The 24,717-nt window shown below is 75.2% G+C and carries 23 protein-coding genes, 1 tRNA gene and 2 pseudogenes; 14 read left to right on the top strand and 12 right to left on the bottom strand.

What is annotated here, in order from left to right; genetic code table 11:
- Positions 1 to 35 precede the first annotated feature (35 nt).
- Positions 36 to 482 (bottom strand): PPOX class F420-dependent oxidoreductase, encoded by a 447-nt coding sequence (locus D450_RS0107570; protein WP_017538068.1) that lies wholly within the window; start codon positions 480 to 482, stop codon positions 36 to 38.
- 77 nt (positions 483 to 559) lie between these two features.
- Between D450_RS0107570 and D450_RS0107565 the strand changes: the two genes are divergently transcribed.
- A complete protein-coding gene (locus D450_RS0107565; protein ID WP_017538067.1) occupies positions 560 to 943 on the top strand; it encodes a MerR family transcriptional regulator in 384 nt (127 codons plus the stop codon).
- Between the two features lie 78 nt (positions 944 to 1,021).
- Here the strand turns inward: D450_RS0107565 and D450_RS0107560 are convergent, their stop codons facing one another.
- The 6 genes and pseudogenes from D450_RS0107560 to D450_RS35565 all read right to left on the bottom strand — a co-directional run bounded on the left by D450_RS0107560 (position 1,022) and on the right by D450_RS35565 (position 7,624).
- Positions 1,022 to 1,609, bottom strand: a complete 588-nt coding sequence (locus D450_RS0107560; protein WP_017538066.1) for a hypothetical protein — start codon at positions 1,607 to 1,609, stop codon at positions 1,022 to 1,024.
- Between the two features lie 243 nt (positions 1,610 to 1,852).
- On the bottom strand, positions 1,853 to 2,524 hold the full coding sequence (locus D450_RS0107555; protein WP_026124396.1) for an NAD(P)H-binding protein: 672 nt from the start codon (positions 2,522 to 2,524) through the stop codon (positions 1,853 to 1,855).
- Between the two features lie 115 nt (positions 2,525 to 2,639).
- Positions 2,640 to 4,202, bottom strand: a complete 1,563-nt coding sequence (locus tag D450_RS0107550; protein ID WP_017538064.1) for a fatty acyl-CoA synthetase — start codon at positions 4,200 to 4,202, stop codon at positions 2,640 to 2,642.
- Positions 4,203 to 4,365: 163 nt separating this feature from the next.
- A pseudogene (locus D450_RS29690) lies at positions 4,366 to 5,425 on the bottom strand (2-oxoacid:ferredoxin oxidoreductase subunit beta).
- The gene (locus D450_RS0107525; protein WP_017538060.1) at positions 5,415 to 7,268 is read right to left on the bottom strand and encodes a 2-oxoacid:acceptor oxidoreductase subunit alpha; all 1,854 of its coding nucleotides are present in this window, start codon (positions 7,266 to 7,268) and stop codon (positions 5,415 to 5,417) included. The pseudogene D450_RS29690 and the gene D450_RS0107525 overlap by 11 nt, the downstream one beginning before the upstream one ends.
- A 257-nt stretch (positions 7,269 to 7,525) precedes the next feature.
- Positions 7,526 to 7,624, bottom strand: a complete 99-nt coding sequence (locus tag D450_RS35565) for a putative leader peptide (protein WP_333563638.1) — start codon at positions 7,622 to 7,624, stop codon at positions 7,526 to 7,528.
- Positions 7,625 to 7,831: 207 nt separating this feature from the next.
- Between D450_RS35565 and D450_RS0107520 the strand changes: the two genes are divergently transcribed.
- Positions 7,832 to 8,692, top strand: a complete 861-nt coding sequence (locus D450_RS0107520) for a M48 family metalloprotease (RefSeq protein WP_017538059.1) — start codon at positions 7,832 to 7,834, stop codon at positions 8,690 to 8,692.
- Positions 8,693 to 8,746: 54 nt separating this feature from the next.
- Here the strand turns inward: D450_RS0107520 and D450_RS0107515 are convergent, their stop codons facing one another.
- On the bottom strand, positions 8,747 to 9,244 hold the full coding sequence (locus D450_RS0107515; protein WP_017538058.1) for a YajQ family cyclic di-GMP-binding protein: 498 nt from the start codon (positions 9,242 to 9,244) through the stop codon (positions 8,747 to 8,749).
- A gap of 160 nt (positions 9,245 to 9,404) precedes the next feature.
- Here D450_RS0107515 and D450_RS0107510 point away from each other — a divergent pair.
- Positions 9,405 to 9,486, top strand: a tRNA-Tyr gene (locus D450_RS0107510).
- Positions 9,487 to 9,788: 302 nt separating this feature from the next.
- A pseudogene (locus tag D450_RS33255) lies at positions 9,789 to 9,962 on the top strand (helix-turn-helix domain-containing protein); the annotation flags it as partial.
- 49 nt (positions 9,963 to 10,011) lie between these two features.
- On the opposite strand, the gene D450_RS33630 reads toward D450_RS33255, so the two are convergent.
- Positions 10,012 to 10,914, bottom strand: coding sequence for a nucleotidyl transferase AbiEii/AbiGii toxin family protein (locus tag D450_RS33630; protein WP_017538056.1), 903 nt, complete (start codon positions 10,912 to 10,914; stop codon positions 10,012 to 10,014).
- A complete protein-coding gene (locus tag D450_RS31745) occupies positions 10,911 to 11,909 on the bottom strand; it encodes a type IV toxin-antitoxin system AbiEi family antitoxin domain-containing protein (protein ID WP_017538055.1) in 999 nt (332 codons plus the stop codon). Before D450_RS31745 ends, D450_RS33630 begins: the two co-directional genes overlap by 4 nt.
- A gap of 407 nt (positions 11,910 to 12,316) precedes the next feature.
- On the opposite strand from D450_RS31745, the gene D450_RS0107490 reads away from it, so the two are divergent.
- The 6 genes from D450_RS0107490 (at position 12,317) to D450_RS0107465 (ending at position 14,507) form a co-directional block, all read left to right on the top strand.
- Entirely contained in the window at positions 12,317 to 12,526 is a 210-nt protein-coding gene (locus tag D450_RS0107490; RefSeq protein WP_017538054.1) for a hypothetical protein, read from the top strand.
- A gap of 706 nt (positions 12,527 to 13,232) precedes the next feature.
- Positions 13,233 to 13,460, top strand: a complete 228-nt coding sequence (locus tag D450_RS0107485) for a hypothetical protein (RefSeq protein ID WP_017538053.1) — start codon at positions 13,233 to 13,235, stop codon at positions 13,458 to 13,460.
- 60 nt (positions 13,461 to 13,520) lie between these two features.
- Positions 13,521 to 13,751 carry a hypothetical protein gene (locus D450_RS0107480; protein ID WP_017538052.1) on the top strand — a complete coding sequence of 77 codons (231 nt, stop codon included), beginning with the start codon at positions 13,521 to 13,523 and terminating at the stop codon, positions 13,749 to 13,751.
- Between the two features lie 14 nt (positions 13,752 to 13,765).
- Entirely contained in the window at positions 13,766 to 13,996 is a 231-nt protein-coding gene (locus D450_RS0107475; protein ID WP_017538051.1) for a hypothetical protein, read from the top strand.
- Between the two features lie 15 nt (positions 13,997 to 14,011).
- Positions 14,012 to 14,245 carry a hypothetical protein gene (locus D450_RS0107470; RefSeq protein WP_017538050.1) on the top strand — a complete coding sequence of 78 codons (234 nt, stop codon included), beginning with the start codon at positions 14,012 to 14,014 and terminating at the stop codon, positions 14,243 to 14,245.
- A 10-nt stretch (positions 14,246 to 14,255) separates the two neighbouring features.
- On the top strand, positions 14,256 to 14,507 hold the full coding sequence (locus tag D450_RS0107465; protein ID WP_017538049.1) for a hypothetical protein: 252 nt from the start codon (positions 14,256 to 14,258) through the stop codon (positions 14,505 to 14,507).
- A gap of 127 nt (positions 14,508 to 14,634) precedes the next feature.
- Here D450_RS0107465 and D450_RS0107460 read toward each other — a convergent pair whose 3' ends face one another.
- Together D450_RS0107460 and D450_RS0107455 are read right to left on the bottom strand one after the other, a co-directional pair.
- Complete coding sequence (locus D450_RS0107460; protein ID WP_017538048.1) at positions 14,635 to 15,840, bottom strand: lipid-transfer protein; 1,206 nt, start codon at positions 15,838 to 15,840, stop codon at positions 14,635 to 14,637.
- Positions 15,837 to 16,280: a Zn-ribbon domain-containing OB-fold protein gene (locus tag D450_RS0107455; RefSeq protein WP_017538047.1), complete on the bottom strand. Its 444-nt coding sequence runs from the start codon at positions 16,278 to 16,280 to the stop codon at positions 15,837 to 15,839. Before D450_RS0107455 ends, D450_RS0107460 begins: the two co-directional genes overlap by 4 nt.
- Before the next feature lie 149 nt (positions 16,281 to 16,429).
- On the opposite strand from D450_RS0107455, the gene D450_RS0107450 reads away from it, so the two are divergent.
- The 4 genes from D450_RS0107450 to D450_RS0107435 all read left to right on the top strand — a co-directional run bounded on the left by D450_RS0107450 (position 16,430) and on the right by D450_RS0107435 (position 24,004).
- A complete protein-coding gene (locus D450_RS0107450) occupies positions 16,430 to 16,921 on the top strand; it encodes a hypothetical protein (RefSeq protein WP_017538046.1) in 492 nt (163 codons plus the stop codon).
- Positions 16,922 to 17,600: 679 nt separating this feature from the next.
- The gene (locus tag D450_RS0107445; RefSeq protein ID WP_241483086.1) at positions 17,601 to 18,299 is read left to right on the top strand and encodes a DUF2397 family protein; all 699 of its coding nucleotides are present in this window, start codon (positions 17,601 to 17,603) and stop codon (positions 18,297 to 18,299) included.
- A complete protein-coding gene (locus tag D450_RS0107440) occupies positions 18,296 to 19,498 on the top strand; it encodes a DUF2398 family protein (protein WP_017538044.1) in 1,203 nt (400 codons plus the stop codon). Before D450_RS0107445 ends, D450_RS0107440 begins: the two co-directional genes overlap by 4 nt.
- Complete coding sequence (locus tag D450_RS0107435) at positions 19,499 to 24,004, top strand: TIGR02680 family protein (protein ID WP_017538043.1); 4,506 nt, start codon at positions 19,499 to 19,501, stop codon at positions 24,002 to 24,004.
- Positions 24,005 to 24,717: the final 713 nt, after the last annotated feature.

The following is a 24,717-nucleotide window of genomic DNA, read 5'->3' as shown; positions in this document are numbered from 1 at the left end:
CACCGTTCCCGCGCCGTGCGGCCCCTCGGGCCCGCTCAGTCGATCTCTTCGCCGTACACGCGCTCCACGCTCATCGTCATCAGGACCCGGCGCTCGGACACCATCACCGACCGGTACTCGTCCCAGTCCGGGTGCTCGCCGGCGGCCCTGCGGTAGTAGTCGACCAGGGCCTCGACCTCCGGCCCGTGCGGGTCGCTCCCGGGGCCGACCAGCGTCACCGGGCCCTCGGCGGTGCCCCAGGCCCGCCCGTCGGACCGTGTCACCTCCAGCGCCGCCCGCGGGTCCCGGCGCAGGTTCGCCGTCTTCGCCCGGCCCTCGGTCATCGACACCTGCAGCGTGCCGGCCTCCCGGTCGTAGTACGGCATCACGGGGGAGAGCTGCGGAAGGCCGTCCGCCTTGATCGTGGCGAGGACGCCGAGCCTGCTCTGCGCCAGCAGCCCGTGCGGGTCGAATCCGGCCGTGTCCTGGTTCTGGGCGGTCACATCTGCTCCCTTGACGTCGGTCACCGATGACAGCATCCTCGACCTTCATACCGGTGTGAAGGGCAAGGAGGACCGGCGTGTTGATCGGAGAGCTGAGCCGCCGCACCGGGGTCCGGCCGCACCTGCTGCGCTACTACGAGGCCCAGGGCCTGCTGGACCCGGACCGCACCGGCGGCGGCTACCGCGCGTACGGGGAGGACGCCGTCACGCGGGTCGTCCAGATCCGCAGGCTCCTGGACGCGGGCCTGTCGACCCAGGACATCGCCTTCATCCTGCCCTGCGCCACCGGGGCCGCCCCCGACCTGGCCCCCTGCCGCGAGCTCGTGGACGCCCTGCACGCCCGCCTCGACGACATCGAGGGCCGCATCGCGACCCTCACCCGCTCCCGGACGGCGCTGCGCGCCTACATCGAGGCCGCCGAGAGCCGGATCCCCGCGTCCGGGCCCGCCGCCCCCGCCTGAGCCGGACACGCGAAAGGCCCGCGCACGGAGGTGTGCGCGGGCCCAGGCGGTCGGCCGCGAAGGGGGCTGCCGGTCCTCCTACTGCCCGTACCCCGGGTACTGCTGGCCGTAGCCCTGCTGGGGCTGCTGCCCGTAGCCCGGGTACTGCTGCGGCTGCTGGCCGTACCCGTAGCCCTGCTGGGGCTGCTGCCCGTAGCCCGGGTACTGCTGCTGGCCGTAGCCCTGCTGGGGCTGCTGCCCGTACTGCTGCTGGTAGGCCTGCTGCTGTCCGGTCTGGTACTGGTAGGCCGCGTAGGGGTCCTGCGGCTGCCCCCCGGTGGGGTGCTGCTGGTAGGCCTGCTGCTGTCCGGTGTGCTGCTGGGCGGCCTCCGGGGCCTGCTCCTCGGCGGCGGCCGCCGCCTTCCGGCCGCCGGAGCCGGCCGGGCGGAACAGGCACAGGTGCAGCGCCTCGCCCTCCGAGCCGGTGACCGGGGTCATCTGGTCGAGGTGCCAGCCGGCCTCCTCGATCCCCTCCAGGATGCGGGTCAGCCCCGGCCGGACCTTGCTGGAGCCCTCGTCGAACCCGCCGACGTCCAGCTGGACGATGAACATCCGGCGGTTCTGCTGCGCCGCCACCTTGGCGTGCTCGACGACGGTGCTGTCTCTGACGACCTGCGTGACGCTCATGGAATGAACCGTACCTATCTGCTCTGCCTGCTCTGCCCTCGCGGCGCTGCGGAGCAAGAGGTCCGCGGGGCCGTCCGCGTCCGCCCCATCATGCCGCCTGGGGGTCCGCTCTGGCCAGAAGGGCCCGGGAGCGGCCGAACAGGCCGGAACCGGCCGGTCCGGCCGCTCCCGGACACACGGCGCCGCACACGGCACGCCGGACGCGCACGCCCGGACACACCGTGTCCGGGCCGGGCCGCCCGGTCAGGCCAGAGCGGCCTCCACCGCCTCGGGGACGGGGTCGTCGCCGCCGACCAGTTCGAGCGTGCGGCCGACGGACGCCGTCGAGGCCGGCTCGGCCAGCAGCGCCGCCAGCACCTCGGCGACGTCGTCCCGCGGCACCTCGGCCTTGTCCACCGACGCGGCCAGGCGGACCCGCCCGGTGCCCGGCTCATCGGTCAGCCGCCCCGGGCGCAGGATCGTCCAGTCCAACGCCTCCGAGCGCTCCCGCAGGTCGGCGTCGGCGTCCCGCTTGGCCTCCACATAGGCCGCCCACACCGGATCCGACCCCGGGGCCGGACCGTCGTCCACGCCGATCGCCGACACCATCACATAGCGCCGCACACCGGCCAGCGAGGCCGCGTCCGCCAGCAGCGCCGCGGCCGCCCGGTCCACCGTCCCCTTGCGCTCGGCGCCGCTGCCCGGACCGGCTCCGGCGGCGAACACCACCGCGTCGGCGTCCATCACCTTCTCCGAGAGCTCGGTCACGGTGGCCTTCTCCAGGTCGGCCACGACCGGCTCGGCACCGGCCGCCCGCACGTCGTCGGCCTGCCCCGGGTCGCGGATCAGGGCCACGGGAGTGTCGCCGCGCGCCGAGAGCAGCCGCTCCAGGCGCAGCGCGATCTTGCCGTGGCCACCGGCAATCACAATTCGCATGGGGGCAGGCTACGCCGCCCGGCGGGCCCAGGAGGGAAGGACCGGCCGCCCCGCCGGGGTGCGCCGCCTCACGCCGCCGCGCCCCGTGCCGTCACACCGTCGCGCCGCCGCACCGTCACTGCGGCTGCGTGCCCTTGGGCTCGTCGCCGGTGCCCAGCTCCTCCCGCAGGATCCTCTTGAGCAGCTTGCCGCTGGCGTTGCGCGGCAGGTCCTCCACCAGGTGCACCTGCTTGGGCACCTTGAACCCGGCCAGGTGCCGCCGGGTGAACGCGATCAGCTCGTCCCCGGCGACCCGCGCCCGCGGCACCACCACCGCGGTCACCGCCTCGCCCCACCTCTCGTCCGGCAGCGCGATCACCGCCGCCTCGGCCACCGAGGGGTGCCGGTAGAGCACCTCCTCCACCTCGCGGGAGGCCACCAGCACCCCGCCGGTGTTGATCACGTCCTTGACCCGGTCGACCACGGTGAAGTACCCGTCGGCGTCGCGCCGGGCCAGGTCGCCGGAGTGGAACCAGCCGCCGCGGAAGGCCTCGGCGGTCTCCTCCGGCTTGTCCCAGTACCCCTCGCACAGCTGCGGGGAGCGGTAGACCACCTCCCCGGTCTCGCCGGGCCCGGCTTCGCCGCCGTCCTCCAGCACCACCCGCGCCTCCACATTCAGCACCGGCCGCCCGCACGAGCCCATCCGCGCCGGGACGTGCTCCTCGGGCCGCAGCACCGTGGCCAGCGGCCCGATCTCGCTCTGCCCGAAGCAGTTGTAGAAGCCGATCCCCGGCTGCCGGCGGCGGATGTCCTCCAGCACCGGCACCGGCATCGCCGCCGCGCCGTAGTACCCCTTGGCCAGAGTCGACAGGTCGCGGGCGTCGAAGTCGGGGTGGTCGCGCAGCGCCAGCCACACGGTCGGCGGGGCGAAGAAGGAGGTCGCCCGCTCCTCTTCGATCCTGCGCAGCACGTCGCCGGCGTCGGGGGACTCGGCGAGCGTGTTGCGCGCCCCCGCGGCCAGCCCCGGCATCAGGAAGACGTGCATCTGCGCCGAGTGGTAGAGCGGGAGCGCGTGCAGGATCCGGTCGTCCTCGCCGATGTCGAGGGCGTGCAGGCAGCTGGCGTACTCGTGCACCAGCGCCCGGTGGGTCAGCATCGCCCCCTTGGGGGAGGAGGTGGTGCCCGAGGTGTAGAGCAGCTGGGCCAGGTCGGCGTCGGAGACCTCGGTCACCGGTCCGGTGGGGGCGTGCGGGTCGCGGGCCACCTCCAGCACCGACTCCAAGGCCCCGCGCAGCGCCAGCACGTCCCGCGCCGGGACGGAGGGGCGCACCTCCTCCACCCGGCCGGCCAGCCGGGGGTCGGCCAGCACCACGATCGAGGAGGACTGCGAGAGCACGTAGGCCAGCTCCTCGCGGCGCAGCGCCGGGTTGACCGGCACGTGCACCAGCCCCGCCCGCGCGCAGCCCAGGAAGGCCAGCACGTAGGCGTCGGAGTTGCCGCCGAAGGCGGCGACCCGGTCGCCCCGGGTCAGCCCCAGTCCCAGCAGCCAGGCGGCCACCCGGCTCGCCCCCCGGTCCAGTTCGGCGTAGCTCCAGTTCCGGCCGCCGAACCGCAGCGCGGTCCCCTCCGGGGTGCGCGCCGCCGCGCGCCTGACGACCCCGTCCACCGTGCTCGCCGTGACCGCGGCTTCCCGCTCCATCGCGCCTCCCGCTGCCCTCACCCGCGTGATGTAACTCACCACGGTAGGTGCGGGCGGGCGGGTTCGCCAGCAGAGCGCGGACCCCGCCGGGCGCACGGCCGCCCGGCGGGGTCCGGCGGGGTCCGGACCGGGGCGGTTCAGCCCCGGTGCGGCGCCCCGGGCCTCACTCCACGGTCCAGGTGTCGCCGCTGGCCAGGAGGGCCCCCAGGTCCCCCTCGCCCTGCGCCGAGCGGGCCTCGGCCACCTGCTCGTTCATCAGGGCGTCGTAGGCGGGCCTGCGGACGTCCCGGAACACCCCGATCGGGACATGCTCGAACGCCGGGAGGTCCAGCCGGGACAGCGCGAAGGCGTACCCGGGGTCCTCGCGGTGCGCGTCGTGCCGCAGCACCGCGTCCTCGCCGACCTCCTCCACGTCGACCGTACGCAGTCCGCCGAAGCCGTCGGAGACCACGCCGCGCCCGCCNGTCCCCCACCCGCACCAGCCGCAGGTCCCGCTCGGCGGGGTCCTTCAGCGGCTCGAACGCGTCGTCGTTGAAGATCGGGCAGTTCTGGTAGATCTCCACGAACGACGACCCCTCGTGCGCGGCGGCCGCGCGCAGCACCGAGGTCAGGTGCTTGCGGTCGGAGTCGACCGTGCGCGCCACGAACGAGGCCTCCGCCCCCAGCGCCAGCGACACCGGGTTGAAGGGGGAGTCCAGCGACCCCATCGGCGAGGACTTGGTCACCATGCCCGGCTCGGAGGTGGGCGAGTACTGGCCCTTGGTCAGCCCGTAGATGCGGTTGTTGAACAGCAGGATGTTGACGTTGACGTTGCGCCGCAGCGCGTGGATCAGGTGGTTGCCGCCGATCGACAGCCCGTCTCCGTCGCCGGTGACCACCCAGACCGACAGGTCCGGGCGGGAGGCGGCCAGCCCGGTGGCGATCGCCGGCGCCCGGCCGTGGATCGAGTGCATCCCGTAGGTGCTCAGGTAGTAGGGGAACCGGGAGGAGCACCCGATGCCCGAGACGATGACCACGTTCTCCCGCGGCACCCCCAGCTCGGGCAGGAACCCCTGGAAGGCGGCGAGGATCGCGTAGTCCCCGCACCCGGGGCACCAGCGCACCTCCTGGTCGGACTTGAAGTCCTTGGCCTTGTACTCCTGCTGCGCCGACGGCACCAGCGCCAGCCCGGGGAAGGAGGGGGCGGCGGAGCCGTTCGCGGCGGATCCGTTCTCACTCGGCACGATCGATGACCTCCTGGATGACGCCCGCCAGCTCCTCGGCCTTGAACGGCAGGCCCCGCACCTTGTTGTAGCCCGTGACGTCGGCGCCGAAGCGGCCGCGCAGCAGCAGCGAGAGCTGGCCCAGGTTGATCTCGGGCACCAGCACCCGGTCGTAGCGCTCCAGCGCCTCGCCCAGGCCGGGCGGGAAGGGGTTGAGGTGGCGCAGGTGGGCCTGGGCGACCTTGCCGCCGGCGCGGCGCACCCGGCGCACGCCTGCGGCGATCGACCCGTAGGTGCCGCCCCAGCCGAGCACCAGCACGCGGGCGTCGCCCGAGGGGTCGTCCACCTCCAGCGGGTCCAGGCCGCGGGCGATCGCGTCCACCTTGCCCTGGCGCGAGCGCACCATCAGGTCGTGGTTGGCGGGGCTGTAGGAGATGTCGCCGCGGCCGTCGCTCTTCTCGATGCCGCCGATGCGGTGCTCCAGCCCGGGGGTGCCCGGCACCGCCCAGGGGCGCGCCAGCGTCTCGGGGTCGCGCCGGTAGGGCAGGAACTCCCCGCCGTCGTCCCCGGGCCCCTCGGCGAACTCGACCGAGAGGTCCGGAAGGGAGGCCACGTCCGGGATGCGCCAGGGCTCGGACCCGTTGGCCAGGTAGCCGTCGGAGAGCACGATCACCGGCGTGCGGTAGGCGGTGGCGATGCGCGCCGCCTCCACCGCGATGTCGAAGCAGTCCGCGGGCGAGCGCGGCGCCAGCACCGGCACCGGCGACTCGCCGTTGCGGCCGTACAGTGCCAGCATCAGGTCGGCCTGCTCGGTCTTGGTGGGCATGCCGGTGCTGGGCCCGGCCCGCTGCACGTCCACCACGATCAGCGGCAGCTCGGTCATCACCGCCAGGCCCAGGGTCTCGCCCTTGAGCACCATGCCCGGCCCGGAGGTGGTGGTCACGCCCAGCGACCCGCCGAAGGCGGCGCCCAGGGCGGCGCCCACCCCGGCGATCTCGTCCTCGGCCTGGAAGGTGCGCACGCCGAAGCGCTTGTGCCGGGAGAGCTCGTGCAGGATGTCGGAGGCGGGGGTGATGGGGTAGGAGCCCAGGAACAGCGGCAGCCCGGTCAGCCGGGAGGCGGCCACCAGCCCGTAGGAGATCGCCAGGTTCCCGGTGATGTTCCGGTAGGTGCCCGGGGGCAGCGAGGCCGGCTTGACCTCGTAGGACACGGCGAAGTCCTCGGTGGTCTCGCCGAAGTTCCACCCGGCCTGGAACGCCGCGAGGTTGGCGGCGAGGATCTCCGGTTTGCCCGCGAACTTGGACTTCAAAAAGCCCTGCGTGCCCTCGGTGGGCCGGTTGTACATCCAGGACAGCAGGCCCAGGGCGAACATGTTCTTGGCCCGCTGGGCGTCCTTCTTGGAGACGTCGAACTCCTCGACGGCCTTGACCGTCATCGACGTCAGCGGGACCCGGCTCACCTTGTACGACTCCAGCGACCCGTCCTCCAACGGGTCGGACCCGTAGCCGACCTTGGCCAGGCTGCGCTTGGTGAACTCGTCGGTGTTGGCGATGATCGTGGCGCCCCGGGGCAGGTCGTCCACGTTGGCCTTGAGCGCGGCCGGGTTCATCGCCACCAGCACGTCGGGGGCGTCACCGGGGGTCATGATGTCGTGGTCGGCGAAGTGGAGCTGGAAGCTCGACACGCCGGGCAGGGTTCCGGCAGGGGCGCGGATCTCCGCCGGGAAGTTGGGAAGGGTGGAAAGGTCGTTCCCGAACGACGCCGTCTCCTGGGTGAAGCGATCGCCCGTCAGCTGCATCCCGTCGCCGGAGTCTCCCGCGAACCGGATGATGACGCGATCGACACGTTGGACCTTCTTGGTCACTGAGATCGCCGACCTCCTCGACGAGCCCCCGCGGGCGCGCGGAGGCTCAGGTTGCCTCGGCCCTCGCCGCCAGACTACGCACCGCACCGCTCGCCGAGCGGCCGCGTGGTGGCCGGCGCAGGGCCCCAACGGTTGCCAATGGGATCAGTGGGGACCTGATGGGCGGCGCCTGGCGGGCGCCGCTGGGTGAGGGCCGGGCCCACACCCCCTTTCCGGGAACGGCCGCGCCGCCCCTCGGCGGCGCCCCCGTGCCGGGGTCAGGGGCGACACAGGGCGCTTTCCACCCGTGCCAGGTCGACGTGGCGCCGACCGGTCAGCAGGGCACCGGGGAGGCGGTGCGGAGTGATTACGGCCACGTCCGCCACTATAGGCCTCCGGCCCGGCGCGCGCGGCGGGCGGGGGCGGGCCGATCAGGTCGGCGCCGCCCCGGGCCCGGTCGGCGGGGTCGCGGCGCCGGACGGGAACGGACCGGCGGGGCCCACACGTTCCTATCGGTGGACGGGCCCGCGAAGCGCGGCCCGGCCGGGAGGACTGTCGGGCGGACGAAGGAGGGCGGGACCGCCGTGCACCCCAATCCGATCCGGGCCCTCGCCCTGCTCGCCGGACTGGCGGCCCTGATCGTGCTCGCCGGATGGGTGTGCGCCGGCCACGAGGGGGTGCGCGCCGCGGCGGTGGTCGTGCTCGGGGTGACCGGGCTGGTCTGCTTCTTCGGCGACTCGCTGGCGCTGCGCGCGATGCGGGCCCGGCCGGTGGGCGAATTCGAGCAGCCCGAACTGCACCGGGTGGTGCGCGACCTGGCCACCCGGGCGCGCCAGCCGATGCCCCGGCTCTACCTGTCGCCCACGGCGGCGCCGAACGCCTTCGCGGTGGGGCGCGGCCCGCGCTCGGCGGGGATCTGCTGCACCACCGGCCTGCTGCGGCTGCTGGACGAGCGGGAGCTGCGCGCGGTCGTCGCGCACGAGCTGGCCCACGTGCGCACCCGGGACACCCTGGTCTCGGCGGTGGCGGTGGGGCTGGCCACGATCATCACCTCGCTGACCGCGCTGGCGCTGCTGCTGCCGCTGGACGACGGCGACGACGAGGGGCCCGGACTGCTGGAGGGGCTGCTCTTCCTGGTGCTGGGGCCGCTGGCGGCGACGGTGATCCACGCCGGGGTCGGGCGCCGCCGGGAGTTCCGCGCCGACGAGGCGGCGGCCCGGCTCACCGGCGACCCGCTGGCGCTGGCCTCGGCCCTGCGCAAGATCGAGGCGGGGGCGCGCACCCACCCGCTGCCGACCGAGCGCCGGCTGCTGGCCGCGGGCCACCAGATGATCGCCAACCCGTTCCCCAAGCGGGGGATGTGCCGGCTGTTCGACGCCCACCCTCCCGCGGCGGAGCGCATCCGCCGCCTGCGCGCCCTGGAGGAGGAGTGGCGCCTGGAGTGAGGGGCGCGGCGGCCGGACGGCCGCCGCGTACCGCGCCTCGGGACTCCGCCGGCTCTAGCGGTAGTTGACGAACTGGATCGCCAGGTCGAAGTCCTTCTCCTTGACCAGCTGCATGACGGCCTGGAGGTCGTCCTTCTTCTTGCCGCTCACCCGCAGCTCGTCGCCCTGGATCTGCGCCTTGACGCCCTTGGGGCCCTCGTCGCGGATGAGCTTGGAGATCTTCTTGGCGTCGTCGGAGGAGATGCCCTCCTTCAGGGCGACCGGCAGGCGGTACTCCTTGCCCGAGGCCTTGGGCTTCTCGGGGACGTCCAGGACCTTCAGGGAGACCTTGCGCTTGATCAGCTTCTCCTTGAACACGTCCAGGGCGGCCGTGACGCGCTCCTCGGAGTTGGCCCTGACCTCGATGCCCTGCTCTCCGGACCAGGCGAGGGAGGCGTTGGTGCCCCTGAAGTCGAAGCGCTGGGACAGCTCCTTCTCGGCCTGCTTCAGCGCGTTGTCGACCTCCTGCCGGTCGAGCTTGGAGACGATGTCGAAACTGGATTCAGCGGCCACGTGCGCTCACACTCTCGGGGTTCGGGTCGGTTCCGGCAGGCGGCCGCGGTCCCGGGCCGGGCCGGCCGCGGCGGCACAGAGCTTACCGATTCGCGAGCGCGCCGCTTGTCCGCTATTCTCTTTCACGTCGCCGCGCCCCGACGAGGGCGCAGCACTCCCAGGCAGGTTGCCCGAGTGGCCAAAGGGAGCGGTCTGTAAAACCGCCGGCTCAGCCTACGCAGGTTCGAACCCTGCACCTGCCACCCACGGAGAACGCCCCCTGACCAGCGTGAGCCCGGTCAGGGGGCGTTCTCGTTCGGTCCGGCCGCGTCCGGGCGTGTCCCGCCGCAGACGGCCGTTCGCGACAAATACGCGGCGAAGCTTTACGGCCCCACGGTCGGCTACTCCCCGGGCGGCGCTTTGGAGCCCACCCGTGTGGCCTGCTCAGCCTTGCGCCGGTTGATGGCCTCGCGCCCCGAGACGCACGTGGCGTACGTGCTCAGTAGGGAGCCCACGCTGCTCCCCGCGCACTCCGCGACCTGAGCGGGATCGTCGAGGAAACGGGCCCCTGTGCCGGGCCGCCGAGCGCTTCCAGGTCAGCCGCACCATCGCCCGCCGGTGGGCCGACCGCTACCGCGACCGCGGCCCGGCGGGCATGGGCGATGCCTCCAGCCGCCCGGCCCCCATCGCCGGACACCTGCACATGAACACCTCGACCGTGCACGGGATCCTGGTCCGGACTGGGAGGCGCCTCGGGACGGGCCGGGGCCTGATCCAAGAAACACCCCCTAACGCCAGGCCCGATCCGAAGGCATCCACACCGCCTCCAGCGGTCCGGCCAGCAGCGGGGTGAGGAAGGCGTCGGCCAGGGGCCGGGCCTCGTCCAGGGTCGCGCACCCCTTCAGCCCGCTGATGTTCGCTGCGGCTTTGGGAAAGAGCTTCTCCCAGCTGGAATCGGGGAGCACGAAGCGGTCGGGGAGATCGAGGTCGTGGCCGAGTGAGCGGCGCCGCTCGCGCTCGCTGTCCAGCGCCGCCCGGGCCGCCGGGCCTTCTACCTCGTCCTTCTGGCAGATGAGCAGCAGGTCGGGCAGGTCGCGGATTCGGCTGGAGGCCCGGCCTTGGAACCGGGTGTACATCGCGCAGACCTTGTCCGCGATGTGGTCGGCGAGCGGGTAGAGCCGCACCGTCGGCCAGTCCTGGGGCCACTCCAGCTCCATGAGCGGCTCCAGAGCGGTTTCGACCGGGTTCTGGGTGGGGGTCTGTCCAGTAACGATATCGATGCTCACCGAGGCGACCCTGCGGACGCCGATCAGCACATCGAAGGTCTGCTTGGCCCCGCCGGTCAGCTCGGCGAGCATCTGGCGCTTGGTCGGTTCGTAGCAGAGGTAGTCGCCCAGGTCGGTCGCCGCGGCCGCGCACAGCGTCTCCAGCGCCGCCTCGGGGTCTTCGGCCCCGAGGCGCTGCAGGTCGATATCACGGCTCAGCCGCGCCTGGGCCGCGTAGCGGACCAGGAGCGCCTGCCCGCCCTTGAGCAGCCACCCATGGGGGTCGGCATGGAACACTCGGGCGACCAGGCGGTGGAAGTAGTAGCCGGTGACCAGGTCGCCGGTCTTCAGGCCGTTCTGGCTGGCCGCGCGCCGGGCGTGTGTATTGATCGCCTGCTCGAAGGCCCGCGGTGTCTTGTAGCTCACGATTCTTCCTCTGAGTCGTCCTCGTCCGAGGGCCCTCCTCCGGATCGGTATGCCCCGAAGGAGTCGGGTAGGTGGGCTCTGAGCGCAGCACGTGCGAGCGCGGCCTGCGTTTCGCGCATCGAGGGCGCCGGATTCGGAAGGGCGAGTCGGCCGATCTGGGGGAGGGACGGCATCCCCGCAGCGGTCGCGGGCGGAGAGAGGCTCCTGCGCAGGCTGCCCATCTGTTCGGCGACCTTGCTCATCGAGCGCAGTTCGGCCGGGGGCAGGGGCATCGTGGACAGCGCTTCCGCCAGGGCCAGGGCATACCCGGCCCCTGCAGCCCGTGCGACCTCCTCGGCGTGCAGGGTCCGCCCCGCCTGTTCCACCAGGTGCTCGATGAAGGCCTGCCCCCTGGTGTGCCGCGAGAGGCCGTAGGTCGTGGCGAAATGCCGGACCCGCTCGGCCAGGGCCTCCGGGTCCACCAGCCCGCGCTGCTCGGCGTCGGCGATCACACCGCCCACGTGTCCGCCGTCGGTGCGGGCCTCCAGCAGGTCGGCGATCGTGCGCTCGGCCCGGGTCACGGGAAGGCCGTCGATGACGGTCACATCCTCGGCAGCCACCGGACGGACCCGGAGCCGAACTCCGCTCTCCCTGGTCGAGCGGCGCCGTTCCACGCTGAGTTCGACCTCCCCTGTCGGGATATCGCCCAGGTCGTGAACCAGGCAGGCCGAGGCATGCGAGACGATTCCGCCATAGTCCCCGGGGGAAGTGCGCTCCCAAGCCGGGCGTGCCGGGTCCAGCCGCAGCCATGCCACCTTGACGTCCAGGTGCTGCGGGGGCGCGGCCCCCAGAACCAGGTACACGCCCCGGCCGACCCTCTCCACCACCTCCGCCTCGACCAGGCGCAGCAGCGTAACCCCACTCACACCGGCCTGCTTGGCCTGCGCGGCGGTCACGAGACCCCACTGGTCGGTGGCGTACTCGGCGAGAACCTTCGCCGCATCCTCGCGTCTCATGCAGCAAAGGTTACACCCTGGGTCGGCGAAAGTTGCAGCCTGGGTGTAATTTTTGCTGTGCAAAGCGCGGAATCGCGACGTGCCCCCGGTCCTGCTGATCCGCGGACGTGCCGAGTCGGACCACGTCGAGGGCATCCCCGAGGGGGTTCCTCCACATGAACGGCTCCTCCACGAGGACGGCCGAACAACGGGTCGAACGGGTCGAGCGGGAGGCCGGTCGTGTCCGCTGGCGTGGTTGGACTCTGCTGGCCCCGGCCGCTCCCGGGGGCGCTGCCTGCCGCCCGCATCGGCACCCTTGTTGATCTCGGGGAAGTCGGGGGAATACTCGCCGGTATTACCCCGACTTCCCCGAGATCAACGGCAAGGAGAGAAGGGGGCGCGCGCCCGGGGCGGGGTCGCTGATCGAGGTGCAGCGGCCGCGCCGCTCAGAAGGACGCGGCCGACAGTTCCACCGCTCCAGCGGACACGACCGGGAGGCCGAGGTCCGCTCACTCTACGACGGCATGGTCCGGATCCTCGTGGCCCCGACCTGGGCCGAGCTGCTCGGCTCCGAGACGACGCTTCCCACCCCGGTCGAGGAGCTGAGCGCGCGGCGGGACGAGCGCCGGCGCGGCTGAGCGGCGGAGCGGAACGGGGGACCCCGGAAAGCTCCGGAACGGCGGGCGTCCGAGTGCGGAGCTGTGTACGCTGGACCCGCCCTCAGGCGTTCGAGCGGTGCAGTGGGAGCAGCGGCACGCGATTCGTGCGTGCTCCCGCCCGCCTGTGGTCCGCCGGATCCGTCGTGCGGACCCGCCTTCCGACCCCGTTAGGGGCCCACCTGCTCTCCGACTCTTCCGCGCCTCCGGCACCCCCGGCGTGTCGGAGCGGAGCACTTCGTGCCCCCATCACCCCGGTCCGGTGACCGTCCGCCGTCGGCGGGGCCGGATATGGGTAGGACCGAAACCCGCAGCGCGCCCGTGGCCGGGTGCAGCAGCCGTGTGCCCGGACCCGCATCGGTCCGAATCCTCCCGCGCGCCGCCTGGCGCCCCCGCGCCGGGCGTCCCGACCGCCCGGTCCGGCGCCGCGCCCCCGCCTCCGCCGACGCGACGCCCCCGACCGGGCACCCGGAATGCCGGAAATGGTGCCGCGTTTTCTCTCCCCATTCCCTCCGTATTGCGGATCCATGGTCGAAGAAGGGTGAAGAGGACATTTTGAATCCGCCGTTTCGGCGTTGACAAAATACGCTGCGTAGTCCCATGATTACTCACGTCCACCGCGGGGGAGCGTCCGCACGGCGCGCCCTTATCTATCCGCCTCCTTAGGGAATCTTCCGGGGGAATCGCAATGAAGAAGCTGACCGCCGCCGGCCTGCTCGCCGGCGCCGCCATGGGTGCCGTTCTGATGGCCGCCCCGGCCCAGGCCACCGACCAGGAGTACAACTCCAACCTGCAGGGCGTGCCGATCCAGGTCTGCAACGCCAACGTCGGTGTGCTCGGCGCGGCCGTCCCGGTCCTGTCCCCGCAGACCACCGGTGACTGCACCAACGGCCCGATCCTGACGAAGGTCGGCTAGAGCGGCAGCACCCGATAACGGGTGACGATTCCAGACATACTTTTCCAGAGGGGAAATCCGATGATCCGCAAGATCTCCGCCGCCGGCCTGGTGGCGGGTGCCGCGATGGGCGCTTTCCTGATGGCCGCTCCGGCCCAGGCGACCGACCAGGAGTTCAACTCCAACCTGCAGGGCATCCCCGCGCAGGTCTGCAACGCCAACGTGGGTGCCGCCATCGGCGCGGCCGTGCCGGTCGTCTCGCCGCAGACCACCGGTGCCTGCACCAACGGCGCCATCTCCTCGCTCGTCTAGGAAGGAACGACCTGATGATCCGCAAGATCTCCGCCGCCGGCCTGGTCGCCGGCGCCGCCATGGGCGCGCTCATGATGGCCGCTCCCGCCCAGGCGACCGACCAGACGTTCAACCAGAACCTGCAGGTCGTCCCGGTCCAGGTCTGCAACGCCAACATCGGCGTGCTCGGCGCCGCGGTGCCGATCCTGTCCCCGCAGACCACCGGCGACTGCACCAACGGCCCCATCTCGACGATCGTCGAGTAGCGAGAGGAATCACCCATGATCCGCAAGTTCACCGTCGCCGGCGCGCTCGTCGGCGCCGCGGCCGGCGCCGTCCTGATGGCCGCCCCGGCCCAGGCCACCGACCAGGACTTCAACTCCAACCTGCAGGGCGTGCCCGCGCAGGTCTGCAACGCCAACGTCGGTGCCGCGATCGGCTTCGCCGTCCCGGTGCTGTCGCCCCAGTCCACGGGCGCCTGCACCAACGGCGCGATCTCCACGCTCGTCAAGTAGGGAGACGCAGATGCTGCGTAAGGCCACCGTCGCCGGCATGCTCGTCGGCGCCGCGGCCGGCGCCGTCCTCATGGCGGCCCCGGCTCAGGCGACCGACCAGACGTTCAACCAGAACCTGCAGGTTCTGCCCGTGCAGGTCTGCAACGCCAACGTCGGCGTGCTCGGCGCCGCGGTGCCGGTCCTGTCGCCGCAGACCACCGAGGACTGCACCAACGGGCCGGTCCAGACCGTCGTCGACGAGGGTGACGGCTACCGCCACTGACGCGTGATCCGGGCGCGCGGCCGCGACCGCCGGAGCGCCGCCGCCCGGACCGCCGCCGGTCGGCTCGTGGGCCCCTTCCCCGCTCCGGGGAGGGGGCCCGTTCGCGTGCGGTGCGCGCCCGTGGTGCTCAGCGGGTCAGCACGGTCGCCGACCCGTGTCCGAACAGCCCCTGGTTGACCGCGATCCCGACCCGCGCTCCCTCCACCCGGCGCCCGGCCTCGGCCCGTCCGCGCAGCTGGTCGGCGATCTCGCACACCTGGGCGATCCCCTGGGCCGGGACGGCCTCGCCGAAGCTCGCCAGCCCGCCGCCGGGATTGACCGGGATCCGCCCGCCCACCCGGGTCGCCCCCTCGTGCAGCAGCTTCTCGGCGCCGCCGCAGGGGCACAGCCCGATCTCCTCGTACCAGTCCAGCTCCATCGCGGTCGACAGGTCGTAGACCTCGGCCAGGTCCAGGTCCTCCGGGCCGACGCCGGCCTCCTCGTAGGCCGCGTGCGCATTGGCCGCCCGGAAGCGCGGGGCGCCCGTGACCCGGCCCCCGTCCCCGCGCCGGGGCGGGTCGCCCGCCAGGTAGGGCATCTCCGGCTCGGCCACCGGGTAGGCGGGGACGGCCGCCGACAGCCCGGACACCCGCACCGGGCCGGCGCCCCGCCGCCGCGCGTCCTCGGTGCGCACCAGCACCAGCGCGGCCCCGCCGTCGCTGGTCGCGCAGACGTCCAGCAGGTGCAGCGGGTCCGCGACCACGGGGGAGGCCAGCACCTCCTCGGGGGTGGTGCGCGCCCGGTAGCGGGCCCGGGGGTTGGCCGATCCGTGCGCGGCGTTCTTGGCCTTGACCGCGGCGAAGTCCTCGGGCCGTGCGCCGTACAGCTCCATCCGGCGCCGGGCGGCCAGCGCGAAGTAGAGCGGGTTGGCCGCCCCGAGCAGGCGGAAGCGCAGCCAGTCGGGGTCGTCGGGGCGGTCGCCGCCCAGCGGGGCGAGGAAGCCCTTGGGGGCGGAGTCGGCCCCCACCACCAGCGCCGTGTCGCTCAGCCCGGCGAGCAGCCGCGCGCGGGCGGCCGCGATCGCCTGGGCGCCGGACGCGCAGGCGGCGTAGGAGCTGGCGACCTGCTGGCCCCGCCAGCCCAGGGCGCGGGCGAAGACGGCCCCGGCGACGAACCCGGGATAGCCGCCCCGGACGGTGGCCGCGCCGGAGACGAAGTCGACCTCACCGGGGTCGGTCCCGGCGTCGGCGAGGGCGGCCCGCGCCGCGACCGCCCCGTACTCGGTGAAGGGGCGCCCCCACTTGCCCCACGGGTGCATGCCGGTGCCGATGACGCACACCTCTCCGCCGCTCACCGGTCCTCCTCCCGCGGTCCGTCCGCGGGCAGCGGCCGCCAGTGCCAGACCGGGTGGCGCTCGCCTCCGGGTCCGGCGGCCGTGCCCTCGACCAGTTCGGCGGGCAGGCCCACCCGCAGGGCGGACAGGTCGGTGCCGGGCGGGGCCTGGCCGAGCACGATGGGTCCGGGGCCGTCCAGTTCGACGGCGAGGAGGACGAACGGCTCGAAGGGGTCGGTGGGCGGGACGAACGGGGGCGGCGGCCGGTACCGGCAGTCGGTGAAGGACCAGACGCGGCCGCGGCGGGGCAGGGGCGCCTCCTCCGTCGGCCCGCCGGGGCAGTGCGGGTCGCGGCAGTGGTCGGGGTCGGGCGGGAAGGCCACGGCGCCGCAGGCGGTGCATCGGCTGCCGACCAGGTGCGGCCCGTCGGGGCCGCGGGCCAGCCAGTGGGCGGTCTCCATGGGCCAGATATAGCACCTAACGCTTGCTTGGTATAGGGGGCGGGCGGCGGGCGGATCGGGGCCGCGCAGGGCGGCATCCGGCGAATCCGGCGAAGCCGCACGTAGGATTACGGTGAGTGACGATGCTCGGCGTTCCGAGGGAGGACCCCATGAAGCCGACACGCACCATCACCGCCGCGGCGGGAGCGGCCGCCGTCGCCCTGGCCGCGGGGTGCGGCGCGGGCGGGGGCGCGGCCCAGCAGCCCACCCCCGAGACGACCGGGGGAGTCGACCCGTCGCCGGCCGGGGGGACCCGCGACGGCGGAGAGGCCTACGTCTTCAACACCCACGGCGACGAGCAGGGCTCCACCGACCAGGAGCCGCAGGACCTGACCGCATCGGAGTTCACCGCCTTCAACGACCTGGAGTGGAGCGAGTGGGGCACCGAGCGGGCCGTCGGCGAGGGCGACCTGTCCGGCACCTGGTGCCTGCCGCAGTGCCAGAAGGACCCGTACCGGGTCCCGGTCGAGCTGACCGATCCGGAGGAGTTCGACGGGAAGAGCTATTTCACCGCCTACGAGGTGGGTGAGACCGACGAGCTCCCTGACGAGGAGCGGCAGGCCATGGAGGAGGCCGACGGCGGCAGGCTGATGCGCCCGTGACCGAGCCCGCCCCGCCCCGGGCGGGCGGGGCCATCGATCGTGGTGAGGTCACCACTCGATCGCACATCGGGTGGCGATATCGCCACCCGATGCACGGGCCGGGCCGCCCGTCCGCACCACGGACCCGGCGCCCGGCCAGCGGGCGTGAGCGGGGCACCTGCTGCTCCGTCGTCGCCCTTTCGCCTGGATCGCGAGAGACCCGGCAGCTGTCGAGCAGGTCCGGGAAGCGCCCGCCTCTTGGGCCGTAGGGGCGGCGGACAACGGCCGGATCCCTGATGAGGCCTGCCTGAACGACTGCGGGCGCGGGTGGGCGTCCGTGGCCGGTCGGCCGCCGCCCTCCCCGGCGGGCCCCGCCCGCGCGCTCCGTGTTCATCGGTGCGTGCCCGTCGGTCCGTATCCGTCAGGACGAGGGGCCCAGACCCCGTGTCGGCCCAAGCACCGGCCTCGGCGCCCCTCATGCATCCCCTGATGCTCTCCTCATGCCCCGGACGCCGGAATCCGGCACGGCCGGACGACCGGCACCCCGCCCAGCGCCCCTGCCGACGCCCGCATCGGCCCCGCATAATTCCCAAGGTGTGCATAACTCCCAGCTCACCGGCGTGATTTCGGCCGCCCGGCGGGCACCGGGACGGGCAATCGGGGCACGGCGGTCGCCGGGGGTCTTTAGGCTGCTGAAGTGATGGGTGACTCAGCAGTGGACGAGGCGGCCGGGAGCGGGCGGGCGACCGGCCGGCACGGGCGCGCCGCCCTCCTGCGGCTGGCCCGGTGGTTCGACTCCGCCGATACCGCGCGCGCCGACGCGCTCTACGCCGCGGCCTTCGCCGCCTGGCCCGCGCGCCGCCTCGGCGGCGCCGGCGACGAGACGGCCCCGGCCACCGGCAGCTGGTGGAACGCCCCCCGCGCGCACGCCGCGCCGCCGCGCCCCGCGGGCCCCGTGCCCACCGAGCCCGCCGCCGACCACTCCGCCCAGCGGGCCGCGCTGCACGCCGCCGCCGAGTCCCGCGCGCACTGGCGCCGCGCCGCCGCCGCCGAGGTGCACCGCGCCCTGGCCGAGCGCACCGAAGGCGGCGCCCGCATCGCGCTCGACCCCGCCGCCGCGGGCGTGCTCATGGAGCTGCTCACCGCCGCCCTGGGGTCGGGCGACCCCGAGCGCGCGCCCGTCACCGCCGGAGACATGGAGCTGGAGGTCCGCCTGCACGCCGGCCCCGCCCCCGACGCGCGCCTGACCCTGGCCTCCCCCGACGGCGAGCTGCACCTGGACGGGCTGTGGCTCCAGGTCACCGACTACCGCACGACCCGGGTCCCGGACGACACCCCGGCCGACGCCCCGGCAGGCGACGGGCCCCACGACGGTCCCGAGCAGGAGCCCCCGGAATGATCGACGACATCGCGCTCACCGGGGAGCGGCAGGCGGCCGCCCGGCGGCTGCTGCGCACCCCGGTCCTGTCCGCCCGCACCCACCCCCGCGACCTGGCGCTCGTCCGCGCCCACTCCGACTGGCTGGTGCAGCGCTTTCGCCGTGTCCTGGGCTACGAGCTGGTCGTCGAGGCCGACCACGCCCGGCTGGTCAAGGCCGCCCCGCCGCAGGACGCCCCGCCGCCGCGCCGGGCGAGCGGCGCCCCACTCACCCCGCGCGCCTACACCTACCTGGCCCTCACCCTGGCCGCCCTGCCCGAGTGCGCCGCCTCCACCGGCACCGGCGAGGTGGCCGACCGGGTGCGCGCCGCCGCCGCCGAGGCCGGGCTGGCGCACGACCCCGAGGCGCGCGCCGCCGAGCGCCGCGCCTTCGCCGCCGCCCTGCGCCACCTGGCCTCCTGGGGGGTGCTCGCCGAACGGGAGGAGGGCGCCCTGGCCGACTACGCCGCCGGGAGCCGCCCCGCCGCCGCCCTGGACGCCGACGCCGAGGCCGCCCGCCGGGCGCTCGCCCACCCGCCGCACTCGGCCTCGGGCCCCGAGGAGTTCCTGGAGTCCGCCCGCGACCCCGACCCCGCGGCCGACGCCGACGGCGAGGTCGCGCTCCGCCGCCTGCTGGCCGAGCAGGCCGTCGTCTACCGGGAGGACCTGCCCGAGCGCCAGCGCGGCCGACTCGCCCGCCACCAGTGGCGCGCCGCGGCCGAGCTCGGCGCGCTCCTGGGGTGCGAGACCGAGGTCCGCGCCGAGGGTGTGGCGCTGATCACGCCCGACGGCCGGGACGAGGCCCTGCTGCCCGGCGAGGGCGCGGAGGGCCGCGCCGCGCTTCTGCTGGTGCGCGGCCTGGCCGGGCGGGTGCGCCCGCCGGCCACCCCGGCCCGCGCCGCCGAGGTCCCCGAGGCGGTGCTGGAGGAGGAGCTGGCGGCGGCGCTGCCGGACGGGCCGGGCCGCCGCGACCTGCGCGCCCGGGTGCTGCGGCGGCTGTGCGGGGCCGGGCTGCTGCGGGCGCCGGACGGCGGCGGCCGACAGGGGTGGGAACTGCTCGCGGCCGCCGCCCGGTACGGCCCGCAGGGGGCGCGGATCCGGGACAATGGCCCGGATCGCCCGGTTCCGGCCGCGGCGGGGACGGGCGCACCCAGCGGCACCGACGAAAGCGGAGGGCGGTAGATGAGCGACACCGGCACGGCCCCGGACCCGGCCGGCCCCGCCGAGCAGCAGGTGTCCGCCGACGAGCAGGTGACCGCACCGCTGCCGGTCGTCGGCCGCTCCGCCCGCCGGCGCCACCGGCTGCGCCGGGCCGGCATCCACAACGTCTGGCACTACGACGACCAGGTCTTCTCCTTCGCCGACGGGCGGCTGCTGCTGCGCGGACGCAACGGCGCCGGCAAGTCCAAGGCCCTGGAGATGCTGCTGCCGTTCCTGCTGGACGGCGACGCCCGGCGGCTCGACACCACCGGCACCGGCCGCACCAGCCTGCGCTGGCTGATGCAGGACGGGCGCAGCGCCCCGGTCCTGGACGACGACGAGGACGGCGAGGAGCGCGGGGAGCGCGCGGAGGAGGCCGACGCCGCCGACAGTGCCGACGGCGCCGACGGCACTGATGCCGCCCCCGGCGACGCCGGCCCCGGTGCCCCCGACGGCGCCCCCGCCGCGCGTGTGGGCTACCTGTGGATCGAGTTCGCCCGGGACGCCGCCCGGGGCGAGACCGACGGCGCCGGGGAACCCGAGGGCCCCGGCTCCCCCGACCGCCTCACCCTGGGCGCCGCCGTCACCGCCGTGCCCGGGGAGGAGCCCCGCCGGCTGTACTTCGTCACCGGCCGCACCGTCGGCGAGGACCTGGAGCTGGTCCGCGACGGCCGCCCCGTCCCCGTCGAGCGGCTGCGCGCCGAGCTCGGCGCCGACGACTGCTACGACTCCGCCCCGGCCTACCGGGCCCGCGTCATGCGCGACCTGTTCGGCCTGGAGGACCCGGTCCGCTACCGCAACCTGGTCCACCTGCTCTACCGGCTGCGCCGCCCCACCATCGGGGAGCGCCTGGAGGCCGGCGAGCTGGTCTCGGTGCTGGCCGAGGCCCTGCCGCCGATGGACGAGGCCGTGCTCGACCAGGTCGCCCGCAACGTCGCCGACCTGGAGGAGGCCCGCGACCGCCGCACCGCGCTCACCGGGGCCGCCGAGCACGTCCGGACCTTCCTCGAGGGCTACCGCTCCTACCTGCACGGGGTGCTCGGCCGCCGCACCGCCCGGGTGCGCGGCCTGCTGGAGGACTACCAGCGCCGGGACGCCGAGGCCGCCCGGCTGGAGGAGGAGCTGGACCGGCTGGTCACCGAGGAGGCCGCAGCCCAGGAGGAGCGCGACCGCAGCCGGCGCACCCGGGACACCGCCGCCTCCGACGCCGCCACGCTCACCGCCGCCGGCCGGGCCGAGCCCGCCCCCGCCGAGGGCGAGCTGCAGGCGCGCGACGCCGCCGTCGCCGCCTACATCCGGGCCGCCGAGGCCGCGTGGACCGCCGCCGGGTACGCGCTCACCCGCGAAGAGCGGGCGGTGGCCGCGCTCGCCACCGGGACCGGCGCCGTCGAGCGCAGCCTGGAGGGCCTGGAGGAGCTGCACGCCGAGGCCGCCGAGTCGGCCCGTGCCGCCGGCATGGACCCCGCCCTGCTCGGCCGGGTGCCCCGCCCCGTGCACACCGTGCTCGCCCCCCGCGAGTCCACCACCCACGTCGACTTCGAGGGTCTGGAGCGCGCCGTGGAGCGCGACCCGGTTCCCGGCATCGACCTGGAGGCGCTCCGCTCCGGCCTGGCCGACCTGCACGACCGGCTCTGCCGGGCCGAGGCCCATGCCGCCGAGCGGGCCGCCGCCGTCACCGCGCTCGGCGCCGCGGCCGCCCGCCGGGACGCCGCCGAGCGGCGCGCCGAGGCGCTGGAGGGCGAGGCGGAGGCCGCCGACGCCGCCCTGGAGCGCGCCCGCGCCCGCGAGGCCGACGCCGTCCGGGCGCTGGGCGAGGCCGGGGGGCACTACGCCGAGCGGGTCCGCGCCTGGGCCCAGGCCCTCGCCGAGGACTTCCCCGAGGCCGCCGGGGCCGCCTCGGCCCTGGAGGAGCTCGTCCACCTGCCGCCCGGCGGGGGAGAGGCGGTCGACGCCGACCTGTGCGCCCGGGTCGAGCAGGCCGCCCACGCCCTCGTCGACGACTTGCTCAAGGAGCTGCGCGCGCGCCGGGACACCTCCCTGGGCGAGGAGCGCGAGCTCGTCACCGAGCTGGACGAGCTCTCCGAGCGCAAGCGCCGGGCCGCCGACGCCGGCCCGGACGGCACCCCGCTGTACCTGCTGGTCGACTTCGCCGACGGGCTCAGCGACGCCGAGAAGGTCGGCCTGGAGGCCGCCCTGACCGCCTCCGGGCTGCTCGACGCCCGCCTGGCCCCCGACGGCACCGCCCACGGCGTCGGGGACGGCGCCCTGGACGGGGCCGTGCTGGTGCCCGGCCGCCCCGCCGACGGCGCCGGCCTGCTCGACGTGCTCCGGGTCGCCGAGGGCGCCGCCGAGGAGTTCGGCGTGCCCCGGGACCGGGTCGAGGCGCTGCTGTCCTCGGTCGCGCTGCTGCCCGCCGAGGGCGGGCCGGCCGGCGACCCCGCGCCCCGGCACCGCCGGCTGCGCGACGGCGAGCGGCCCCCGGCCGCCTGCGCCGTCTCCGTGGACGGCCGCTGGCGCCTGGGGGTGGCCTCCGGCGCTGCCGGGCAGCTGCCGGTCGCCCCCGAGCGGATCGGCGCCGACGCCCGGGCCGCCGCCCGCGACCGCCGCCTGGCCAACGTCGACCGGCGCATCGACATCGCCGAGGCGCTGCTCGCCGAGGCGGGCGAGCGCCGCGCCGAGACCGAGCGCGCCCAGGACCGCCTGGTGGCCGCCGCCCGCGAGCTGCCCGGCCCCGCCGGGCCGGACCGCGCCCGCGCCGCCCTGGAGGCCGCCCGGTCCTGGCTGGACGCCGCCCTGCAGGAACGGGACCGCGCCCAGGAGGCCGCCGAGGACGCCCGCGGCACCGCCCTGGGCCTGCGCACCCGTGTGCGGGAGGAGGCCGAGGCCGCGTCGCTGCCCACCGACCCCGGGGAGGCCGCCGCCACCGGAGCCGCCGTGGAGGGCCTGCGGGTGCGCACCGCCGCCGCCCTGCGCGACCTGCGCGACCTGGCCGCGCTGCTGGAGGAGCACCGCGTCGCGGTGGAGGACTGGCGCCAGGCCCGCGCCGACCGGGTGGTGGCCGAGGACGCCCGCACCGCCGCCATCGGCGACATGATCACCGTGCGCCGGGACATCGAGCTCACCGACCGGGCACGCGCCGCCGACCCCGACCGCCTGGGCACCGCCGTGGACGAGGTGCGCGGCCGGATGGACGAGGCCGCCGCCCGCGTGCCGGACCTGGAGCGCGCCGCCCAGCGCGCCCGCGACGAGCGCATCGCCGCCGAGACCCGGCTCGCCGCCGCCGCGGCCGAGCGCGCCGGGCAGGCCGAGCGGGCGCTGGCCGCCGGGGACCGGCTGCGCGCCGCGCTGTGCGGCGCCGACGGCGCCCCCGACACCGACCTGCTCGCCGCCGCCGGGCTGGAGGAGGCCGCCCCGGCCCTGGAGGGCGGCGCCGAGCCCGGGGCCGGCGAGGACGAGCGGCTGGCCGCGCTGGAGGAGCTGGTCGCGGCGCTGGAGAAGGGCCTGGAGGGCGGCGCCGGCGCCGAGGAGGTCGACGACAGCGGGCTGCTGCGCCGCCGCGAGGAGCTGCACGAGGCGCTGGGCCGGTACGCCGCCGCCCGCACCTCTGTCGCCGAGGTGCACGGGGTCAAGCGGGTCACCGTGCACGACGACTCCGGAGCCGACGGGGTGAGCGCGTACGCCGCCCGGCTGGAGCGGATGCGCGCCGAGGCCGAGGAGGCGGCCCTGCTGCGCGAGGAGGAGGCCTACGAGCGCCACCTGCTCGGCGAGCTGGCCGAGCACCTGGCCCGCCGCATCGACGAGGCCCGCGAGCTGGTGGCGGCCATGAACGGGGTGCTGGAGGGGGTGACCACCTCCCAGGGCATCGGCGTGCGCATCGGCTGGGACCTGGCCCCCGACGCCGACGAGGACGTGCGCGCGGTGGTGCCGCTGCTGGCCCGGCCCGCGCACCGGCGCAGCCGGGTGGAGACCACCCGGCTGCGGGACGCGCTGCGCCGCTGCATCGAGTCCATCCGCCGGCTGGACCCCAGCGCCACCGGCGGCGCCCAGCTCCGCCAGGCGCTGGACTACCGGTCGTGGTTCTCTTTCGAGGTGCGGGTGACCGACGCCGCCCGCCCGGGCCGGGAGCGGCGGCTGAGCCACCGCACCGGGCTCAGCCAGGGCGAGCAGCGGGTGGTGGCCTACCTGGTGCTGTTCGCCGCGGCGGCGGCCCAGTACGACTCGCTGGCCAAGAGCGCGCCGCACGCGCCGCGGCTCATCCTGCTCGACGACGCCTTCGCCAAGGTCGACGAGCCCACCCACGGCCGCCTGCTGGGCCTGCTGGTGGAGCTGGACCTGGACTTCGTGCTCACCTCGGAGCGGGTCTGGGGCTGCTTCGCCAGCGTGCCGAGCCTGCACGTCTACGAGTGCCTGCGCGACCCGTCCGAACCGGGCATCGCCACCCTGCACTTCACCTGGGACGGCACCCGCAGACGCATGGTCGGGGCCTGAGCGGGGGCCGGCCGTGCACGGCACGCTCCGCCCCTGCCGCCGCCCCTTTCACGGGCGCCGGGACTGCAGAACGTGGATGCGCGAGCATGCCACCAGTGCCGAGGCCGGCTCCGCCACGAGCACCTCGACGTGGGCGTCTCCCGCGGACCGGACGTGGTCGAGTGCGCCCGCCCCGTCACCTTCCCGAGCAGTCCCGCAACGGGACCCCGGCCTCCGTGCCCGGTATGACTCTCCGCCCCCGGTCGCCCATGGTCCGGGGGTGGTGTCACCGGGCACGGAGGCGCCGCGAGACCGCTGATAGAAGCACGATCCGCCCCGCGGGCAGGACCTTCGTGATGTGGATGCCGGCACACGGCGCCCAGGCGAGGCCGGGAGGACACCGACCAGGATCAGGAGCGCCCATGGCCGACCCCCCACCGACGACATCGGCGTCTACCTCGGCCTGGACGTCGGCAAAGGCGAGCACCACGCCCGGGGGCCATCGCCACCCGGCGGTCCTCGGAGGCCGTCGGAGTGCGGACGTCCGGCTCCGTCCGGGCTCGCGCCGTTCCGGCCGCACACGCCGGGCGTGCTCGGTATGCTCCGGCCCCGTGTCTCCGGGCCCGTCGTCCCGTGCCCCTCCCCGGGACCCGCCTGCCGGGCCCGGACCGGGCGGGACGGGCGGCCCCCGGGCTGACCCGGTACGCCCCGAACGCGCATACTGTCCCTTCGTA

The sequence above is a fragment of the Nocardiopsis halophila DSM 44494 genome, from assembly GCF_000341245.1.
Taxonomy (GTDB): domain Bacteria; phylum Actinomycetota; class Actinomycetes; order Streptosporangiales; family Streptosporangiaceae; genus Nocardiopsis_A; species Nocardiopsis_A halophila.
Note: the sequence above shows the minus strand (reverse complement) of the source record. Positions and strands in the feature narration are given on the sequence as shown.

What these genes read in the sequence shown, in the direction of transcription:
- D450_RS0107560 (WP_017538066.1), bottom strand. Translation starts at nt 1,609, where the DNA reads ATGAGCGTCACGCAGGTCGTCAGAGACAGCACCGTCGTCGAGCACGCC.
- D450_RS0107555 (WP_026124396.1), bottom strand. Translation starts at nt 2,524, where the DNA reads ATGCGAATTGTGATTGCCGGTGGCCACGGCAAGATCGCGCTGCGCCTG.
- D450_RS0107550 (WP_017538064.1), bottom strand. Translation starts at nt 4,202, where the DNA reads ATGGAGCGGGAAGCCGCGGTCACGGCGAGCACGGTGGACGGGGTCGTC.
- D450_RS31745 (WP_017538055.1), bottom strand. Translation starts at nt 11,909, where the DNA reads ATGAGACGCGAGGATGCGGCGAAGGTTCTCGCCGAGTACGCCACCGAC.
- D450_RS0107485 (WP_017538053.1), top strand. Translation starts at nt 13,233, where the DNA reads ATGAAGAAGCTGACCGCCGCCGGCCTGCTCGCCGGCGCCGCCATGGGT.
- D450_RS0107480 (WP_017538052.1), top strand. Translation starts at nt 13,521, where the DNA reads ATGATCCGCAAGATCTCCGCCGCCGGCCTGGTGGCGGGTGCCGCGATG.
- D450_RS0107475 (WP_017538051.1), top strand. Translation starts at nt 13,766, where the DNA reads ATGATCCGCAAGATCTCCGCCGCCGGCCTGGTCGCCGGCGCCGCCATG.
- D450_RS0107470 (WP_017538050.1), top strand. Translation starts at nt 14,012, where the DNA reads ATGATCCGCAAGTTCACCGTCGCCGGCGCGCTCGTCGGCGCCGCGGCC.
- D450_RS0107465 (WP_017538049.1), top strand. Translation starts at nt 14,256, where the DNA reads ATGCTGCGTAAGGCCACCGTCGCCGGCATGCTCGTCGGCGCCGCGGCC.
- D450_RS0107455 (WP_017538047.1), bottom strand. Translation starts at nt 16,280, where the DNA reads ATGGAGACCGCCCACTGGCTGGCCCGCGGCCCCGACGGGCCGCACCTG.
- D450_RS0107450 (WP_017538046.1), top strand. Translation starts at nt 16,430, where the DNA reads ATGAAGCCGACACGCACCATCACCGCCGCGGCGGGAGCGGCCGCCGTC.
- D450_RS0107445 (WP_241483086.1), top strand. Translation starts at nt 17,601, where the DNA reads ATGGGTGACTCAGCAGTGGACGAGGCGGCCGGGAGCGGGCGGGCGACC.
- D450_RS0107440 (WP_017538044.1), top strand. Translation starts at nt 18,296, where the DNA reads ATGATCGACGACATCGCGCTCACCGGGGAGCGGCAGGCGGCCGCCCGG.
- D450_RS0107435 (WP_017538043.1), top strand. Translation starts at nt 19,499, where the DNA reads ATGAGCGACACCGGCACGGCCCCGGACCCGGCCGGCCCCGCCGAGCAG.